This is a genomic window from Enterobacter sp. UPMP2060 (genome assembly GCF_053709655.1).
Map to the genome: position 1 here is coordinate 1 of NZ_JBSKJQ010000002.1, position 17,149 is coordinate 17,149.

The following is a 17,149-nucleotide window of genomic DNA, read 5'->3' on the forward strand; positions in this document are numbered from 1 at the left end:
CGCTGAGGTGCTCAAGATAAAGCAGGATCGCGCTGGTTTTGCCGTCACGCGCCAGAAAATCCAGCAGCTCATCAACGTCGATATCCAGGCTGTCGCCCAGGGCAATGAAGTAGGAGAATCCCATTTCACGCTGCTGCGCCCAGTCGAGGATGGTGTTCGATACCGCAGCCGACTGCGAGATAAACGCCAGTTTGCCTTTGCGGATCGGGACCGGGGAGAAACTGGCATTCAGCCCCTGCCAGGGGGCGAGCAGGCCCAGACTGTTTGGCCCAAGAATGCGCATTTGATAGCGGCTGGCGCAGGCCAGAAGCTCGGCTTTCTGTTCAGGCGGGGACGAAAGAATAATGCAGGTTTTACATCCTTTCTTGCCGAGTGATTCCAGCAGTTCCGGGTTGCGCTTCGCGTTTGTACAAAGTACGGCAAGATCCGGCACGAAGGGCAGGCTTTGTACATCAGGCCATGCAAGTACCCCCTGAACGGCCTTATAAGACGGCGTGACGGGCATGACGGGGCCGTTAAATCCCCCGGCCAGCAGATTGCGCATCATCAGATAGCCAGCACGATCCGGTTTCATTGATGCGCCGATAACGGCAATGGATTTAGGACGAAGTAGCGCTTCTAACCCTCGCTGGCTCATGCAGGCCTCCTGTGAATGCAAGCGACCTGATGATTTTAAACGCTTTCTGGCTCGGGCGCTGTGACGCTGCCCTTATGAACGGTTTTTCCCGCCAGATAGCGCTCCCGGAAGCATGAGAAATGGTTGCCCAGGGCACCAGCCGCAGCGGTATCTCCCGCTAAATCCAGAAGCGCAATCGCCACTTCGGCGGTGCAGTATTGCCCGTCAGCATGCGCTTCACGCAGGCGGTAGGCGGAGACGCGGGAAAGATCGACAGAAATCACCGGCAGCGCGTCGAGATACGGGCTTTTGCGAAACATTTTTCGCGCTTCGGTCCAGGTACCGTCCAGCATGATAAACAGCGGTGGTTTACCGGATGGCGGCGCTGAAAGCACCTGGCGATCCACACCTGCATATGACGCGGGGAAGACGACCATCGGCTGGTAGTCGGGGCTGGCCACTAAATCGAGCAGGGCCTGAGGCGGCTCTGTACGGGACCACTGAAACGCGGCGGTATCCGGCAGAATATCGGCGATAAGACGCCCCGTATTGCTGGGTTTCATCGGCTCGGTATCGAACATGACCAGACAAAAACGGCTCTGTGCCGTACTCGGTGCCAGCGTCTCGCACAGACAAACCTTCAGCGGCAGCAGGCAGCGCTGACAGCGGCGAATACGGTTGCCTCGTGCGAGGAACGGTCGGGTGGCGCGCGCAAGGCGTTCGGCGCGTAATTTAAGAACGGCGTTATCAGTCATGGGCGAAATGCAGGAAAAACGCTATTTTCGCAGAGGCGGGAGCGGGGCACAAGACGTGCCCCGTGAATGTTACAGCGACTCGTTTAACCAGCTTTCAAAAGGTGCTTTTGGAACCGCACCGTTGAGCATATCGATCACTTCGCCATTTTTGAAAATCATAATGGTCGGGATGCTGCGAATACGAAAACGTGCGCTCAGTTCGGGTTCGGCTTCGGTATTGACCTTAACGAACCGCATTTTTCCGCTGCGCTCTTCGGCCACATCTTCGAAAATCGGCGCGAAGCTACGGCAAGGGCCGCACCATGGCGCCCAGAAATCGATCACGACAGGAAGATCGTCCTTGAGGAGTTTGTCCAGCGTAGCACCCGTCGCGTTAATGACATCGCCATCAAATAATTCATGGCCACAACGTCCGCATTTCGCACCATCTTCCATCCGATCGTCCGGAATGCGATTAAGAGCCTGACAGTTGGCACATACGGTATTCATAACTAACCTCTGATAGAGCCATGGGACAGCGGCACAACGCCGATAATGTTTCTAATATGTTACATATTATCAATGAGCCTGTTTGAAACAACAATGCGTTTTATTCAATGAGAACAATAGTCACAGGCTTTTGTACGAAATTATGGCTATGCGCTGGCACATCGGGTAATCTGCGCGCTTCGCGCAGCGCTGGTGGAGAAAAGCATGAACGACGAAATGAAAAACAAAAGCGGCAAGGTCAAAGTGATGTATGTCCGCAGTGATGATGACTCTGATAAACGCACCCAAAATCCGCGTACCGGAAAAGGTGGCGGGCGTCCGGCGTCTTCTCGTGCAGACGGTGGCCGTCGCCCCGCCCGCGATGACAGAAATAACCGCGGTGATGACCGCAAACGTGACGATCGCAAACGCGATGACCGTCCGCGTTCCGACCGCCCACGCAGTGACCGTCCACGCGACGATCGTCCGCGTGATGACTTCTCACGTGATAACGCCTCACCTTGGCGCACCGTTTCTCGCGCCCCTGGCGATGAGACGCCGGAAAAAGCCGATCACGGCGGTATCAGCGGTAAAAGCTTTATCGACCCGGAAGTGCTGCGCCGTCAGCGTGCGGAAGAGACCCGCGTGTATGGCGAGAACGCCTGCCAGGCGCTGTTCCTGAGCCGTCCTGAGTGTATCGTCCGCGCCTGGTTTATCCAGAGCGTGACCCCGCGCTTCAAAGAAGCGCTGCGCTGGATGGCCGCGAACCGTAAAGCCTACCACGTGGTTGATGATGCCGAGCTGACCAAAGCGTCCGGCACTGAACACCACGGCGGCGTCTGCTTCCTGATCAAAAAGCGTAACGGCACGACCGTGCAGCAGTGGGTCAGCCAGGCGGATGCCGATGACTGCGTGCTGGCCCTGGAAGATGTGGGCAACCCGCACAACCTGGGCGCAATGATGCGTAGCTGCGCGCACTTTGGCGTGAAAGGCGTGCTGTTGCAGGATGCCGCGCTGCTGGAATCCGGTGCCGCGATCCGTACTGCGGAAGGCGGAGCCGAGCACGTACAGCCGATCACCGGCGACAGCGTTCTGGACGCCCTCGAGCAGTTCCGTAAAGCGGGTTATTCCATCGTGACCACCTCAAGCCATGCCGGTACGCCGCTGTTTAAAGCGACGTTGCCGCGCAAAATGGTGCTGGTATTAGGTCAGGAACGTGATGGTCTGTCTGACGCGGCGCTCTCCAGTGCGGATCTGAGCGTCTCTATCGACGGAACAGGCAATGTGGAAAGTCTGAACGTATCCGTTGCGACCGGCGTACTGCTGGCCGAATGGTGGCGTCAGAACAAGGCATAAGCCATTATGCTTTTTGTATGCCCGGTGAGCCGGGCATACAAACTCTAACTACTCGCTCTCTGCCGGTAATACAGGCATCCAGTCAATCGGCTTTTCGCCACGTTTTTCCAGCCATTCATTCGCCAGAACAAAATGATTACTGCCAAAGAAACCGCGATGTGCAGACAGCGGTGACGGGTGCGGTGCCTTGAGCACGTGATGACGCTGACGATCGATAATCGCCCCTTTCTTCTGCGCGTGAGAACCCCAGAGTAAAAACACCACCCCTTCACGATGCTCGTTGATCAGGCTGATGACTTTATCGGTAAACGTCTCCCAGCCCAGACTGGCGTGCGAGTGCGCCTGACCCGCCCGTACGGTAAGCACCGTATTCAGCAACAGCACGCCCTGGCGCGCCCAGCTTTCCAGGTAACCGTGGTTTGGCCGGGTAAAACCGGGCACGGTTGCTTCAAGCTCTTTATACATGTTGAGCAGAGAAGGGGGGATAGCCACGCCCGGACGAACGGAAAACGCCAGCCCATGCGCCTGCCCGGGGCCGTGATAGGGATCCTGGCCCAGAATGACCACTTTCACATCGCTCAGTTCGGTGTAGCGAAAGGCGTTAAACACGTCTTTCTGCGGCGGGTAAATCGTCTGTCCGGACTGACGCTCAGCGGCAACGGTGCTGAGCGTATTGATAAAATAAGGCTGCTGCTTTTCTTCTGCCAGCACGTCATGCCAGGTTAAAGGTGTCGTCATCTCGCTCTCCTGCGAATCTCAATCTCTGACTAGCTTACCTGTTTCACCCCGGTGAGCAAAATTACGCGCTGAAATACGTGCTAAGTGGCTAAAATTATTTTGAAAAGATACAGGGTAAGTTGAATTGGTAAGGTTGTTAAATTGATCTAAAACAATAAATTCAAACCACACTCTTTATGTGGTTGGTGTTTTTGTTGATTTAAATCAATAAATCGCCGGGGTTTGAATGTTATATATACACACAAGAAACAATGGTTTTACCAATTGGCCGCGAGAGGCCGACACGAGTTAATGTAGCCTAAGGGAGGCAACACATGATTACAGGTATCCAGATTACTAAAGCTGCAAATGACGATCTGCTCAATTCTTTCTGGCTGCTGGACAGCGAGAAGAACGAAGCGCGCTGCGTCGTTGCGAAAGCGGGTTTTGCTGAAGATGAAATCGTACCGGTAAACAAATTGGGCGAAATCGAATACCGTGAAGTTCCTATGGAAGTGCAGCCGGAAGTGCGCGTGGAAGGGGGTCAGCACCTGAACGTTAACGTGCTGCGCCGCGAAACGCTGATGGATGCCGTTGAGCATCCAGAAAAATATCCACAGCTGACCATCCGCGTGTCTGGCTATGCGGTTCGCTTTAACTCACTGACTCCAGAACAGCAGCGCGACGTTATCGCACGTACCTTTACTGAAAGCCTGTAACGGCTTCAGCAGGGGGAATAAAAAAGCCGGGGATTTCCCCGGCTTTTTTTACTCTTCAGTTTTCGTCTCTGGTGCGGCAGAGCTTGGCTTACGGCGCTTACCAATGTTTTTGGTATCGCGGTGGCGCTGCTTCACGCGCGGTTTCTCTTTTTCTTTCTCTTTTCTCTCAGCACGTTTTGCGAGCGCTTTCTTGGACGGTTTACCCGTCATCTTTTCACTCGGCGCACGCGTGGTCGGGCGGAGTTCGTCAATAACGCGCGCTTTCAGCGGCTCATCAACATAGCGGCCAATTTTCTGCAGCAGCAGGTAGTCATGCGCTTCGACCAGTGAAATCGCAATCCCTTTGCGGCCCGCGCGGCCGGTACGGCCAATGCGGTGCAGGTAGGTATCTCCGCTGCGCGGCATATCGAAGTTAATGACGTGGCTGACGTCCGGGATGTCGATCCCGCGAGCGGCAACGTCAGTTGCAACCAGCACGTTAACGCGGCCATCGGTCAGGCGCTTAATGCCTTCGGTACGCTTGATCTGCGCCATCTCGCCTTCAAGATAACAGTTGTTGATCCCGGCGTTACGCAGCATCTCAGCCAGCTCGTGCACGCGCTCGCGCTTACGCACAAATACTATTGTGCGCAGAGCATCTTCCTGCTTCAGCAGGTGTTTCAGCAATTCGACCTTGTGCTCAAGGTTGTCCGCGCGGTAGTACCACTGGTGGATCTTCTTACGCTCACGGGTGGACGGCGTCGCCGAGACTTCCACCGGATCTTCCAGCAGACGCTCTGCGAAGTCTTTGATCGCTTCCCCTTCGAGGGTGGCAGAGAACAGCATCGTCTGGTTACGCCAGCGCGTTTCCCCTGCAATGTGCTCGATATCCTGTGCGAAGCCCATGTCCAGCATGCGGTCGGCTTCGTCGAGGATCAGCGTTTCAACCGCGCGGCAGTCGAAGTTCTCTTCTTTAATGTACTGCAGCAGGCGGCCCGTCGTCGCAACGACGATGTCCTGGTTTTCGCTGAACACTTCGGCGTGGTTCATGTACGCAACGCCGCCGGTGATGGTGGCGATATCCAGATGAGTATTTGCCGCGAGTTCACGCGCGTGATCGGCAACCTGCATTGCCAGTTCGCGCGTAGGCGTCAGGATTAAAATACGCGGCGGGCCAGATTTTTTACGCGGAAAGTCGAGCAGATGCTGCAACACAGGCAGCAAATAGGCTGCTGTCTTCCCCGTGCCGGTTGGCGCAGAACCGAGCACATCGCGGCCCTCAAGCGCAGGCGGAATGGCCGCTGCCTGAATGGCGGTCGGGCGTGTAAAGCCTTTGCTCTCAAGTGCATTGAGCAGGCTTTCATCGAGTTCAAGTTCGGAAAAAGTCGTTACAGTCATGTTCTACCTCTGTGTGGGGCGCTGATTATAGACGTTACGGCTGTAATCTTCATCTGTTTGTATGGATATCGCTTTTCGGCCACTTCGCTTTCCCCTATGCTACTCCAGTTTCACTTAGAAGGTTGCCCTGACATGTCTCAACTCAAAGCGCAGCTGCGCCGCGATGGTTTTACGTTTAAACAATTTTTTGTCGCGCACGATCGCTGTGCCATGAAGGTCGGTACAGACGGTATTTTACTGGGAGCGTGGGCGCCTGTCGCAGGTGTTAAGCGTATTCTTGATATCGGTACCGGCAGCGGGCTGGTGGCGCTGATGCTGGCGCAGCGTACGGAAGAACATGTCATCATTGATGCCGTCGAACTGGACACGCAGGCCGCAGAGCAGGCGAGTGACAATATGGCCGAATCCCCCTGGGCAGCCCGAATGAAGGTGGAATGCGCAGATGTGCTCGCCTGGGCGCTTGAACAAACCGCGCGTTACGATCTGATCGTCAGCAACCCTCCCTACTACGAGCCCGGCGTTGAGTGCGGGACACCCGAGCGTGAACAGGCGCGTTATACCGGCTCCCTCGATCATAAAGCGCTGCTCACCAGCGCGGCAGAACTCGTCTCCGAAGAGGGTTTTTTCTGTGTGGTCCTGCCAGAGAGTACCGGCAACACGTTTATCAGTATCGCGCTGGAGATCGGCTGGACGTTACGTCTGCGTACCGATATTTCGGATACGGAAGGACGACTGCCGCACCGCGTGCTGCTGGCGCTCTCGCCAAAAGAGGGTGAATGCTTTAATGACCGGATGGTGATCCGTGGGCCAGACCAGCGTTATTCCGAAGATTACACGGCCCTGACCCAGGCATTTTATCTGTTTATGTAAACCTGCGGGGCGAGTATCGACGGGCCGGACTCAGCAAGCTGATCTGGGTAGTCCAGGGTATAGTGCAGCCCGCGGCTCTCTTTACGCATCATCGCGCAGCGAACAATCAGCTCGGCCACCTGCACCAGATTGCGCAGCTCCAGCAGGTTATTGGATACGCGGAAATTGGCATAATACTCATCAATTTCCTGCTGCAGCATGGTGATGCGGCGCAAGGCGCGTTCCAGGCGTTTCGTGGTGCGCACAATCCCCACGTAGTCCCACATAAACAGCCGTAGCTCATGCCAGTTGTGCTGGATCACGACCAGCTCGTCCGGGTTATCCACCCGGCTTTCATCCCAGGCTGGCAACTGCTCTGTCTCGCGGGCGTAAGGCATGCGCTTCGTTATGTCTTCCGCCGCTGACCAGCCGTACACCAGACACTCAAGCAGCGAGTTAGAGGCCATACGGTTCGCGCCGTGAAGTCCGGTATAGCTGACCTCACCGATAGCATACAGACCGTCTACGTCAGTACGTCCATGATCGTCAACCATTACGCCACCGCAGGTATAGTGGGCCGCTGGCACAATGGGCACCGGGTCGCGCGTTAAATCAATGCCAAGATTGAGCAGCTTTTCATAAATCATCGGGAAATGCTGGCGAATGAACTCTGCTGGCTTATGGCTGATATCGAGATACATGCAGTCTACGCCAAGGCGCTTCATTTCATGATCGATGGCGCGGGCAACGATGTCACGCGGGGCAAGTTCACCCCGGGCGTCAAAGTCGGGCATAAAGCGGGAGCCATCAGGGCGTTTCAGATAAGCGCCTTCACCGCGCAGGGCTTCCGTCAGCAGGAAGTTACGTGCCTGAGGGTGGAACAGGGCGGTGGGGTGAAACTGATTAAACTCGAGGTTCGCCACCCGGCAGCCAGCGCGCCAGGCCATAGCGATTCCGTCTCCGGAGGCAATGTCAGGGTTCGTGGTGTACTGATACACCTTGGAGGCGCCGCCCGTCGCCAGTACCACAGCCTTCGCCCGGCAGGTCTCCACCTTCTCTTTATTTCGGTTCCAGACCCAGGCGCCCACCACGCGACGCGTGCCGGGCAGGCCAATCTTGTCAGAGATAATCAGGTCAACGGCATTGCTTCGCTCGAGAACCCGAATATTAGGATGGTTCAGCGCTTTACTGACCAGCGTGGTTTCCACTTCTTTTCCGGTGGCATCCGCTGCGTGCAGGATGCGGCGGTGACTATGGCCGCCTTCGCGAGTCAGGTGGTAGCTCTCTTCACCGTTGGGTTGAACCTGAGTATCGAATAAGACGCCCTGGTCGATGAGCCACTGAACGCAGTGCCGGGCATTGCTGGCGACAAACTCTGCGGCGTGTGCATCCACGATCCCTGCTCCGGCAATGAGCGTATCCTCGACATGGGATGCAATGCTGTCTGTCTCATCAAACACGGCGGCAATGCCGCCCTGGGCATAAAACGTGGAACCTTCACTTATCGGTCCTTTACTCAGAACGATAACGTTTTGATGCTCGGCCAGGCGCAGCGCCAGAGAGAGACCGGCAGCGCCGCTGCCGATGATCAGTACATCACAATGGAGTTCAGGTGTTGTGTTCATGATTGTTGTTTAATTTACTAAACAGTGTTGGGTCAGAATAGCACCTGAATGCGATATATCGCACGTATTTTTTTAGAGGCTGTCGCAATGGCTAAACGCGTAAGCGGAGGTAAACGGAGGGTAAATGAGTGAAATTATTTTGCGAAGCAGATCGTTAGCGTCAGATTTTGTGGTGAAATAAAGCCTGTGTTGCGTTACTCTTCTGGCGGGAAAAAGATGTTTCTTGTCATAAAGTGGTGCGTATCGTGAACAGACTTATAATGAGAGAAAATAAACGGTCTGCGGCGCGATGAACAAAAACAAAGGCGTTACGGAACTTATTGAAGATCAGACACTCTAAATGGTGCTTGCTCAGAGTGCGGTATTTTTAGAGTGGCGTTTCGATAACGCGTGGAATTTAGGTTTGGGGAGACATTACCTCGGATGAGCGAGCAGTTAACGGACCAGGTCCTGGTTGAACGGGTCCAGAAGGGAGATCAGAAAGCCTTTAACCTACTGGTGGTCCGCTACCAGCATAAGGTGGCGAGCCTGGTTTCCCGCTATGTACCGTCAGGCGATGTGCCTGATGTGGTGCAAGAGTCTTTTATTAAGGCCTATCGCGCGCTGGATTCTTTCCGGGGAGATAGTGCTTTTTATACCTGGCTGTACCGTATTGCGGTCAATACGGCAAAGAATTATCTGGTCGCTCAGGGCCGTCGTCCGCCTTCAAGTGATGTGGACGCAATCGACGCCGAAAACTTTGAAAGCGGCGGCGCATTGAAAGAAATTTCGAACCCTGAGAACTTAATGTTGTCAGAAGAACTGAGACAAATCGTTTTTCGCACGATCGAGTCGCTCCCGGAAGATTTACGTATGGCAATTACGTTACGGGAGCTGGATGGTCTGAGCTATGAAGAGATAGCCGCTATCATGGATTGTCCGGTCGGCACGGTACGTTCACGAATTTTCCGTGCGCGAGAAGCTATTGATAATAAAGTTCAACCGCTTATCAGGCGTTGACGATAGCGGGATACTGGAAAAGGTATTAGGCATGCAGAAAGAAAAACTTTCCGCTTTAATGGATGGTGAAACGGTGGATAGTGAGCTGCTCAACGAGCTGTCTCATTCACCCGAAATGCAAGAGACCTGGGAGAGTTACCATCTCATCCGTGACACCCTTCGCGGTGACACCGGCGAGGTTCTCCATTTCGATATCTCAGCCCGCGTCATGGCGGCGATTGAGAATGAGCCTGTTCATCAGACCACTCCGCTGATTCCTGAAGCTCAACCCGCGCCTCACCAATGGCAGAAAATGCCGTTCTGGCAAAAGGTGCGTCCGTGGGCCAGCCAGCTTACCCAAATGGGTGTGGCTGCATGCGTATCGCTTGCAGTTATTGTTGGCGTCCAGCACTATAATACTCAGTCTGAAACTAATCAGCAGCCAGAAGCGCCAGTGTTTAACACACTGCCGATGATGGGCAAAGCCAGCCCGGTAAGCCTGGGCGTACCGGCTGATGCATCCGCCAGCGGCGGTCAGCAACAGCAGGTTCAGGAGCAGCGCCGTCGCATTAATGCGATGTTGCAGGATTACGAGTTGCAGCGTCGTCTGCACTCTGAACAGCTTCAGTTTGAGCAGGCGCAGACACAGCAAGCTGCTGTGCAGGTGCCCGGAAACCAAACTTTAGGAACGCAATCGCAGTAATGAAGCAACTTTGGTTCGCCATGTCTCTGATGGCGGGTAGCCTGTTCTTCTCTGCCAACGCCTCGGCTGATGTTTCATCCGGGGCGTTGTTGCAGCAAATGAATCTGGCCAGCCAGTCACTCAATTATGAGTTGGCATTTATCAGCATCAATAAGCAGGGCGTCGAGTCGTTACGCTATCGTCATGCCCGTCTTGATAAGCAGCCGCTCGCCCAGCTTTTACAGATGGATGGCCCGCGTCGGGAAGTGGTCCAACGTGGTAATGAAATCAGCTATTTCGAGCCAGGCCTGGAGCCTTTCACGCTGAATGGCGACTATATCGTTGATTCCCTGCCGTCACTCATTTACACCGACTTCAAACGGCTTGCCCCTTACTACGATTTTATTTCAGTAGGGCGTACCCGCATCGCGGACAGACTGTGCGAGGTAATTCGCGTTGTTGCCCGGGACGGAACGCGCTACAGCTATATCGTCTGGATTGATGCCGAAACCAAACTCCCCATGCGTGTTGACCTGCTCGACCGTGACGGTGAAACGCTGGAACAGTTCCGGGTTATCTCCTTCAGCGTGAACAATCAGGTTGGCAACAGCATGCAGAATCTGGCTAAGGCCAGCCTGCCACCGCTGCTTTCTGTTCCTGCCGGGGATTCCGTTAATTTCAACTGGGTACCTGCCTGGATCCCGCAAGGGTTTAGCGAAGTGTCCAGCAGCCGTCGTCAGCTGCCAACGATTGAAACGCCGGTAGAATCGCGCCTCTATTCGGATGGTTTGTTCAGCTTCTCGGTGAATATTAATCGCGCAACGGCAAACAGCGCTGAACAAATGCTGCGTACCGGGCGCCGTACGGTGAGTACAACGGTACGCGATAACGCAGAGATCACCATTGTGGGAGAACTCCCTCCGCAGACGGCGAAGCGCATCTCCGACAGCATTAAATTCAGGGCTGCACAATGATCAAAGAGTGGGCGACGGTTGTCTCCTGGCAAAACGGCATTGCGCTGGTGAGCTGCGATGTTAAAGCCTCATGTAATAGCTGCGCATCACGCGCCGGCTGCGGCAGCCGCGTGTTGAATAAGCTCGGGCCACAAACATCGCACACGATTTCTGTGCCAAGCGAACAGCCGCTGATGGCGGGGCAGAAGGTGGAACTGGGCATCGCGGAAGGCAGCCTGCTCAGCTCCGCTATGCTGGTGTATCTCTCTCCGCTGGTCGGCCTGTTTATCATGGGCGGCCTGTTTCAGATGCTGTTTGGTACCGATGTGGCCGCTATGTGCGGTGCTGCATTGGGTGGCGTAGGGGGATTCTGGCTTGCCAAAGGCCTCTCTCCGACGCTCGCCGCACGCGAGGAGTGGCAGCCTGTCATTCTCAGCGTTGGGCTGGCACCAGACCAGCTTCGTGTTGAAACGCTCTCTTCTGAGGCCCGGTGATCCATCGGGCTTTATCATTTTTTACACCCTAAAACAGAAAACGGCCTTTCTTCACGCTATACCTGCTTCTAAGTGCATTTCCAGGTAGCGAGGATGTAGTGTAGAATGCTGCGTTTTCGCACTGAAAAACGTCAGGCTAAGAACAGCGGCCTCCAGGAATTCGTAAGGCATAATTATTTAACTATATGAAGAACATACGTAACTTTTCGATCATTGCTCACATTGACCACGGTAAGTCGACGCTGTCTGACCGTATTATCCAGATTTGCGGTGGCCTGTCTGATCGTGAAATGGAAGCCCAGGTTCTGGACTCCATGGACCTGGAACGCGAACGCGGTATCACTATTAAAGCGCAGAGCGTTACGCTTGATTATAAAGCGGCTGATGGTGAAACCTATCAACTGAACTTTATCGACACCCCAGGCCACGTTGACTTCTCCTATGAGGTTTCACGCTCGCTCGCAGCCTGTGAAGGCGCGCTGCTGGTGGTGGATGCCGGGCAGGGCGTTGAAGCCCAGACCCTGGCAAACTGCTACACCGCGATGGAAATGGATCTCGAAGTTGTGCCGGTTCTGAACAAGATCGACCTGCCAGCCGCCGACCCTGAACGCGTAGCGGAAGAGATTGAAGATATTGTCGGCATTGACGCGACCGATGCCGTGCGCTGCTCCGCGAAAACCGGTGTGGGCGTGACCGACGTGCTGGAACGCCTGGTACGTGACATTCCGGCCCCGGAAGGCGATCCGGATGGCCCGCTGCAGGCGCTGATTATCGACTCCTGGTTCGATAACTATCTGGGCGTTGTCTCTCTGGTGCGTATTAAAAACGGCACCATGCGTAAAGGCGACAAAATCAAGGTAATGAGTACCGGACAGGTCTACAACGCAGACCGTCTGGGCATCTTCACGCCAAAACAGGTTGACCGTACCGAGCTGAGATGCGGCGAGGTAGGCTGGCTGGTCTGCGCCATTAAAGACATCCTCGGCGCGCCGGTGGGCGATACCCTGACCGGTGCACGTAACCCGGCAGATAAAGCGCTGCCAGGCTTTAAAAAGGTGAAACCGCAGGTTTACGCGGGTCTGTTCCCGGTCAGCTCTGACGACTACGAAAACTTCCGTGACGCGCTCGGTAAACTGAGCCTGAACGATGCTTCCCTGTTCTACGAGCCAGAAAGTTCAACGGCGCTGGGCTTCGGCTTCCGCTGTGGCTTCCTTGGTCTGCTGCACATGGAGATCATTCAGGAGCGTCTGGAGCGCGAATACGATCTGGATCTGATCACCACGGCGCCGACCGTAGTCTATGAAGTTGAAACCACCTCGAAAGAAGTGATCTACGTCGATAGCCCGTCCAAGCTGCCGCCTCTGAACAACATTCAGGAGCTGCGTGAGCCTATCGCAGAGTGTCACATGCTGCTGCCGCAGGAATTCCTGGGGAACGTCATTACGCTGTGTATTGAGAAGCGTGGCGTGCAGACCAACATGGTTTACCACGGTAACCAGGTGGCGCTGACCTATGAAATCCCGATGGCGGAAGTGGTACTCGACTTCTTCGACCGTCTGAAGTCGACCTCCCGTGGCTATGCGTCACTGGATTACAACTTCAAACGCTTCCAGGCCTCCAACATGGTGCGTGTGGACGTGCTGATCAACGGCGAGCGCGTGGATGCGCTGGCGCTGATCACCCACAACGACAATGCGCCGTACCGCGGTCGCGAGCTGGTTGAGAAGATGAAAGATCTGATCCCGCGTCAGCAGTTCGATATCGCGATTCAGGCGGCGATTGGCAACCACATTATCGCGCGTTCAACCGTGAAACAGCTGCGTAAAAACGTTCTGGCGAAGTGCTATGGCGGTGACGTCAGCCGTAAGAAAAAGCTGCTGCAGAAGCAGAAAGAAGGTAAGAAGCGTATGAAGCAGGTCGGTAACGTCGAGCTGCCGCAGGAAGCATTCCTTGCCATCCTTCATGTTGGTAAAGACGGCAAATAACCCTAAGGAGTTGGCATGGCGAACATGTTTGCCCTGATCCTGGTCATTGCTACCCTGGTAACAGGTCTGCTGTGGTGTCTGGATAAGTTTATCTTCGCCCCAAAACGTCGTGAACGTCAGGCTGCCGCTCAGGCAGCCACTGGAGATGGGATTGACGCGAAAACCCTGAAGAAAGTCGGCCCGAAACCGGGCTGGCTGGAAACGGGCGCCTCGGTATTTCCGGTGCTGGCGATTGTGCTGGTGGTACGTTCGTTTATTTACGAGCCGTTCCAAATCCCATCAGGTTCAATGATGCCAACGCTGCTGATTGGTGATTTTATTCTGGTAGAGAAGTTTGCCTACGGCATTAAAGATCCTATCTACCAGAAAACGCTGATCGAAACCGGTCATCCGAAACGTGGCGACATCGTGGTGTTTAAATATCCGGAAGATCCGCGCCTGGACTACATCAAGCGCGCGGTAGGTCTGCCGGGTGATAAAGTCACTTACGATCCGGTTGCGAAAGAAGTCACCGTTCAGCCGGGCTGCAGCTCCGGTACCGCCTGTGAAAACGCGCTGCCAATCACTTACTCAAACGTTGAGCCAAGTGACTTTGTGCAGACCTTTGCCCGTCGTAACGGCGGCGAAGCGACCAGCGGGTTCTTCCAGGTTTCGAAAGGTGAAACCAAAGAGGACGGCATCCGTCTGGTTGAGCGCAAAGAGACGCTGGGCGATGTGACGCACCGAATCCTCACCGTGCCAATCGCGCAGGATCAGCTGGGTATGTACTATCGCCAGCCTGGCCAGCAGCTGGCGAGCTGGATTGTACCGCCAGGACATTACTTCATGATGGGTGACAACCGCGATAACTCTGCGGACAGCCGTTACTGGGGCTTTGTGCCGGAAGCGAATCTGGTCGGTAAAGCCACCGCCATCTGGATGAGTTTTGAGAAGCAGGAAGGCGAATGGCCGACCGGTGTACGCCTGAATCGTATCGGCGGAATCCATTAATTCTCAATAAATGAACGCGTAGCCGCTTTAATTAGCGGCTACGTGAATTATTTCCACGATAAATCTCTTCGAACTAACGACATCCCCTGTCGTTGTGTATAGAATATTCCCCCGAAGTTTAAGGTTGGCCCTGCAAGGGTGCCACGGCACACGAAACCGCGTTGGTTTTCTCAGGTCGGTTTCGTGTGCTGCATTTTTGACGCATTCATTTATTGGTATCGCATGAACCCCATCGTAATTAATCGGCTTCAACGGAAGCTGGGCTACACTTTTCATCATCAGGAGTTGTTGCAACAGGCATTAACCCACCGCAGTGCCAGCAGCAAACATAATGAGCGTCTCGAGTTTTTAGGCGACTCTATTTTAAGTTTCGTGATTGCGAATGCGCTTTATCATCGTTTCCCGCGTGTGGACGAGGGTGATATGAGCCGCATGCGTGCCACGCTGGTTCGGGGTAATACCCTTGCGGAAATCGCTCGCGAATTTGAGCTGGGCGAATGTCTGCGTCTTGGACCGGGTGAACTGAAAAGCGGCGGCTTCCGTCGTGAATCTATTCTTGCCGATACGGTCGAAGCATTAATTGGTGGTGTGTTCCTGGACAGCGATATCCAGACCGTAGAAAAGCTGATCCTGAACTGGTATCAGACCCGTCTGGACGAAATCAGCCCGGGCGATAAACAAAAAGATCCGAAAACGCGTCTGCAGGAATATTTGCAGGGTCGTCATCTGCCGCTGCCGTCTTATCTGGTGGTGCAGGTGCGTGGCGAAGCGCACGATCAGGAATTTACCATCCATTGCCAGGTCAGTGGCCTGAGTGAACCGGTGGTGGGCACAGGTTCAAGCCGTCGTAAGGCTGAACAGGCTGCCGCCGAACAGGCGTTAAAAATGCTGGAGCTGGAATGAGCGAAGATAAAACCTATTGCGGATTTATTGCCATCGTCGGACGTCCGAACGTTGGCAAATCCACCCTGCTGAATAATCTGCTTGGGCAGAAGATTTCAATCACCTCGCGTAAGGCGCAGACCACGCGTCACCGCATCGTCGGCATCCATACTGAAGGCGCGTATCAGGCGATCTACGTCGATACCCCCGGCCTGCACATGGAAGAGAAGCGTGCCATCAACCGCCTGATGAACAAGGCGGCGAGCAGCTCGATCGGCGACGTAGAGCTGGTGATTTTCGTTGTGGAAGGCACCCGCTGGACGCCGGACGACGAGATGGTGCTGAACAAGCTCCGTGACGGCAAAACGCCGGTCATCCTCGCGGTCAACAAAGTTGATAACGTGCAGGAAAAGGCCGACCTGCTGCCGCATCTGCAGTGGCTCGGTAGCCAGATGAACTTCCTTGATATCGTTCCGCTGTCTGCTGAGACCGGCCTGAACGTGGATACCATCGCGGGCATCGTGCGGAAGCATCTGCCGGAAGCGATTCATCACTTCCCGGAAGACTACATCACCGATCGCTCTCAGCGCTTTATGGCGTCTGAAATCATCCGTGAAAAGCTGATGCGTTTCCTGGGTGCTGAACTGCCTTACTCCGTAACGGTAGAGATCGAGCGTTTCCAGACCAACGAGCGCGGTGGCTACGATATCAACGGCCTGATCCTCGTTGAGCGCGAAGGGCAGAAGAAGATGGTTATCGGCAACAAAGGGGCCAAGATCAAAACCATCGGTATCGAAGCCCGTAAGGACATGATGGAAATGTTCGAAGCGCCGGTTCACCTCGAACTGTGGGTGAAAGTGAAATCTGGCTGGGCCGATGATGAGCGTGCTCTGCGCAGCCTCGGTTACGGCGAAGACCAGTAACATAAGACGACGAGCATATGGATGGATGGCAGCGCGCCTTTGTCCTGCATAGTCGTCCCTGGAGCGAAACCAGCCTCATGCTGGACGTCTTCACGGAAGAGTCGGGCCGCGTGCGCCTTGTTGCGAAAGGCGCACGTTCCAAACGTTCTAACCTGAAAGGTGCCCTACAGCCTTTCACGCCGCTGCTGGTACGCTTCGGTGGGCGAGGGGAAGTGAAAACCCTGCGCAGTGCCGAAGCCGTCTCCCTGGCGCTTCCTCTTTCCGGCATCACACTCTACAGCGGTCTGTATGTCAACGAACTCATCTCACGCGTTCTTGAACATGAGACCCGCTTCTCTGAACTTTTCTTCGATTATCTGCACTGTATCCAGTCGCTGGCTGGCGCAACCGGCACGCCCGAACCCGCATTGCGTCGTTTTGAACTGGCGCTGCTGGGCCACCTCGGATACGGCGTAGATTTTCTGCACTGCGCGGGCAGCGGTGATGAGATAGAAGACACCATGACCTACCGCTACCGCGAAGAAAAGGGCTTCATTGCCAGTATCGTGATAGACAACAGCACCTTTACCGGGCGCCAGCTCCGGGCGCTGTATGAGCGCGAGTTTCCCGATCTGGACACCCTGCGCGCAGCAAAACGCTTTACCCGGATTGCCCTCAAGCCGTATCTTGGCGGCAAGCCCTTAAAGAGCCGCGAATTATTCAGGCAATTTGTGCCGAAACGTTAACGTTTTACCCCTCACCCCAGCCCTCTCCCGGAGGGAGAGGGGGAAGAGAAATGAA

General features: G+C 54.9%; 19 protein-coding genes. 13 read left to right on the forward strand and 6 right to left on the reverse strand.

Features of this window, described 5'->3' with window-relative positions; all coding sequences use genetic code 11:
* From ACWKXN_RS05445 to trxC, 3 genes are all read right to left on the reverse strand, one after another.
* The coding region (locus ACWKXN_RS05445) for a CoA-binding protein (protein ID WP_454543447.1) at positions 1 to 637 on the reverse strand (637 nt) is incomplete at its 3' end.
* Positions 638 to 672: 35 nt separating this feature from the next.
* Positions 673 to 1,371, reverse strand: a complete 699-nt coding sequence (locus ACWKXN_RS05450) for a tRNA-uridine aminocarboxypropyltransferase (RefSeq protein WP_039263763.1) — start codon at positions 1,369 to 1,371, stop codon at positions 673 to 675.
* Between the two features lie 69 nt (positions 1,372 to 1,440).
* The gene (trxC, locus tag ACWKXN_RS05455) at positions 1,441 to 1,860 is read right to left on the reverse strand and encodes a thioredoxin TrxC (protein ID WP_023308858.1); all 420 of its coding nucleotides are present in this window, start codon (positions 1,858 to 1,860) and stop codon (positions 1,441 to 1,443) included.
* Between the two features lie 204 nt (positions 1,861 to 2,064).
* On the opposite strand from trxC, the gene ACWKXN_RS05460 reads away from it, so the two are divergent.
* Positions 2,065 to 3,195: a tRNA/rRNA methyltransferase gene (locus ACWKXN_RS05460; RefSeq protein ID WP_029741125.1), complete on the forward strand. Its 1,131-nt coding sequence runs from the start codon at positions 2,065 to 2,067 to the stop codon at positions 3,193 to 3,195.
* A gap of 48 nt (positions 3,196 to 3,243) precedes the next feature.
* Here the strand turns inward: ACWKXN_RS05460 and ung are convergent, their stop codons facing one another.
* Positions 3,244 to 3,933, reverse strand: a complete 690-nt coding sequence (gene ung / locus ACWKXN_RS05465) for a uracil-DNA glycosylase (RefSeq protein ID WP_023308856.1) — start codon at positions 3,931 to 3,933, stop codon at positions 3,244 to 3,246.
* Positions 3,934 to 4,247: 314 nt separating this feature from the next.
* On the opposite strand from ung, the gene grcA reads away from it, so the two are divergent.
* Complete coding sequence (grcA, locus tag ACWKXN_RS05470) at positions 4,248 to 4,631, forward strand: autonomous glycyl radical cofactor GrcA (RefSeq protein ID WP_029741127.1); 384 nt, start codon at positions 4,248 to 4,250, stop codon at positions 4,629 to 4,631.
* 48 nt (positions 4,632 to 4,679) lie between these two features.
* Here grcA and srmB read toward each other — a convergent pair whose 3' ends face one another.
* Positions 4,680 to 6,008, reverse strand: coding sequence for an ATP-dependent RNA helicase SrmB (gene srmB / locus ACWKXN_RS05475; RefSeq protein WP_023308854.1), 1,329 nt, complete (start codon positions 6,006 to 6,008; stop codon positions 4,680 to 4,682).
* A 132-nt stretch (positions 6,009 to 6,140) separates the two neighbouring features.
* Between srmB and trmN the strand changes: the two genes are divergently transcribed.
* Positions 6,141 to 6,878, forward strand: a complete 738-nt coding sequence (gene trmN / locus ACWKXN_RS05480; protein ID WP_454543448.1) for a tRNA(1)(Val) (adenine(37)-N(6))-methyltransferase TrmN — start codon at positions 6,141 to 6,143, stop codon at positions 6,876 to 6,878.
* Here trmN and nadB read toward each other — a convergent pair.
* Positions 6,863 to 8,482 carry an L-aspartate oxidase gene (nadB, locus tag ACWKXN_RS05485; protein WP_087823116.1) on the reverse strand — a complete coding sequence of 540 codons (1,620 nt, stop codon included), beginning with the start codon at positions 8,480 to 8,482 and terminating at the stop codon, positions 6,863 to 6,865. The two genes, trmN and nadB, sit on opposite strands and share 16 nt — an antisense overlap.
* A 340-nt stretch (positions 8,483 to 8,822) precedes the next feature.
* Here nadB and rseD point away from each other — a divergent pair, with 340 nt between their 5' ends.
* The 10 genes from rseD (at position 8,823) to recO (ending at position 17,094) form a co-directional block, all read left to right on the forward strand.
* Positions 8,823 to 8,909 carry a rpoE leader peptide RseD gene (rseD, locus tag ACWKXN_RS05490; RefSeq protein WP_223862639.1) on the forward strand — a complete coding sequence of 29 codons (87 nt, stop codon included), beginning with the start codon at positions 8,823 to 8,825 and terminating at the stop codon, positions 8,907 to 8,909.
* A complete protein-coding gene (rpoE, locus tag ACWKXN_RS05495) occupies positions 8,906 to 9,481 on the forward strand; it encodes an RNA polymerase sigma factor RpoE (RefSeq protein WP_006176728.1) in 576 nt (191 codons plus the stop codon). Before rseD ends, rpoE begins: the two co-directional genes overlap by 4 nt.
* A 31-nt stretch (positions 9,482 to 9,512) precedes the next feature.
* A complete protein-coding gene (rseA, locus tag ACWKXN_RS05500; protein ID WP_008502186.1) occupies positions 9,513 to 10,163 on the forward strand; it encodes an anti-sigma-E factor RseA in 651 nt (216 codons plus the stop codon).
* Positions 10,163 to 11,116: a sigma-E factor regulatory protein RseB gene (rseB, locus tag ACWKXN_RS05505; protein ID WP_033146239.1), complete on the forward strand. Its 954-nt coding sequence runs from the start codon at positions 10,163 to 10,165 to the stop codon at positions 11,114 to 11,116. Before rseA ends, rseB begins: the two co-directional genes overlap by 1 nt.
* Positions 11,113 to 11,589 carry a SoxR-reducing system protein RseC gene (gene rseC, locus ACWKXN_RS05510; protein ID WP_023308850.1) on the forward strand — a complete coding sequence of 159 codons (477 nt, stop codon included), beginning with the start codon at positions 11,113 to 11,115 and terminating at the stop codon, positions 11,587 to 11,589. Before rseB ends, rseC begins: the two co-directional genes overlap by 4 nt.
* Before the next feature lie 185 nt (positions 11,590 to 11,774).
* Positions 11,775 to 13,574 (forward strand): translation elongation factor 4, encoded by a 1,800-nt coding sequence (gene lepA, locus ACWKXN_RS05515; protein ID WP_032659499.1) that lies wholly within the window; start codon positions 11,775 to 11,777, stop codon positions 13,572 to 13,574.
* A 15-nt stretch (positions 13,575 to 13,589) separates the two neighbouring features.
* The gene (gene lepB, locus ACWKXN_RS05520; RefSeq protein ID WP_069303186.1) at positions 13,590 to 14,564 is read left to right on the forward strand and encodes a signal peptidase I; all 975 of its coding nucleotides are present in this window, start codon (positions 13,590 to 13,592) and stop codon (positions 14,562 to 14,564) included.
* A gap of 222 nt (positions 14,565 to 14,786) precedes the next feature.
* Positions 14,787 to 15,467 (forward strand): ribonuclease III, encoded by a 681-nt coding sequence (gene rnc / locus ACWKXN_RS05525; RefSeq protein WP_003860711.1) that lies wholly within the window; start codon positions 14,787 to 14,789, stop codon positions 15,465 to 15,467.
* Complete coding sequence (gene era, locus ACWKXN_RS05530) at positions 15,464 to 16,369, forward strand: GTPase Era (RefSeq protein WP_023308847.1); 906 nt, start codon at positions 15,464 to 15,466, stop codon at positions 16,367 to 16,369. The genes rnc and era overlap by 4 nt, the downstream gene beginning before the upstream one ends.
* A gap of 17 nt (positions 16,370 to 16,386) precedes the next feature.
* Entirely contained in the window at positions 16,387 to 17,094 is a 708-nt protein-coding gene (gene recO / locus ACWKXN_RS05535) for a DNA repair protein RecO (protein WP_039263761.1), read from the forward strand.
* The last annotated feature ends 55 nt before the right edge of the window (positions 17,095 to 17,149 follow it).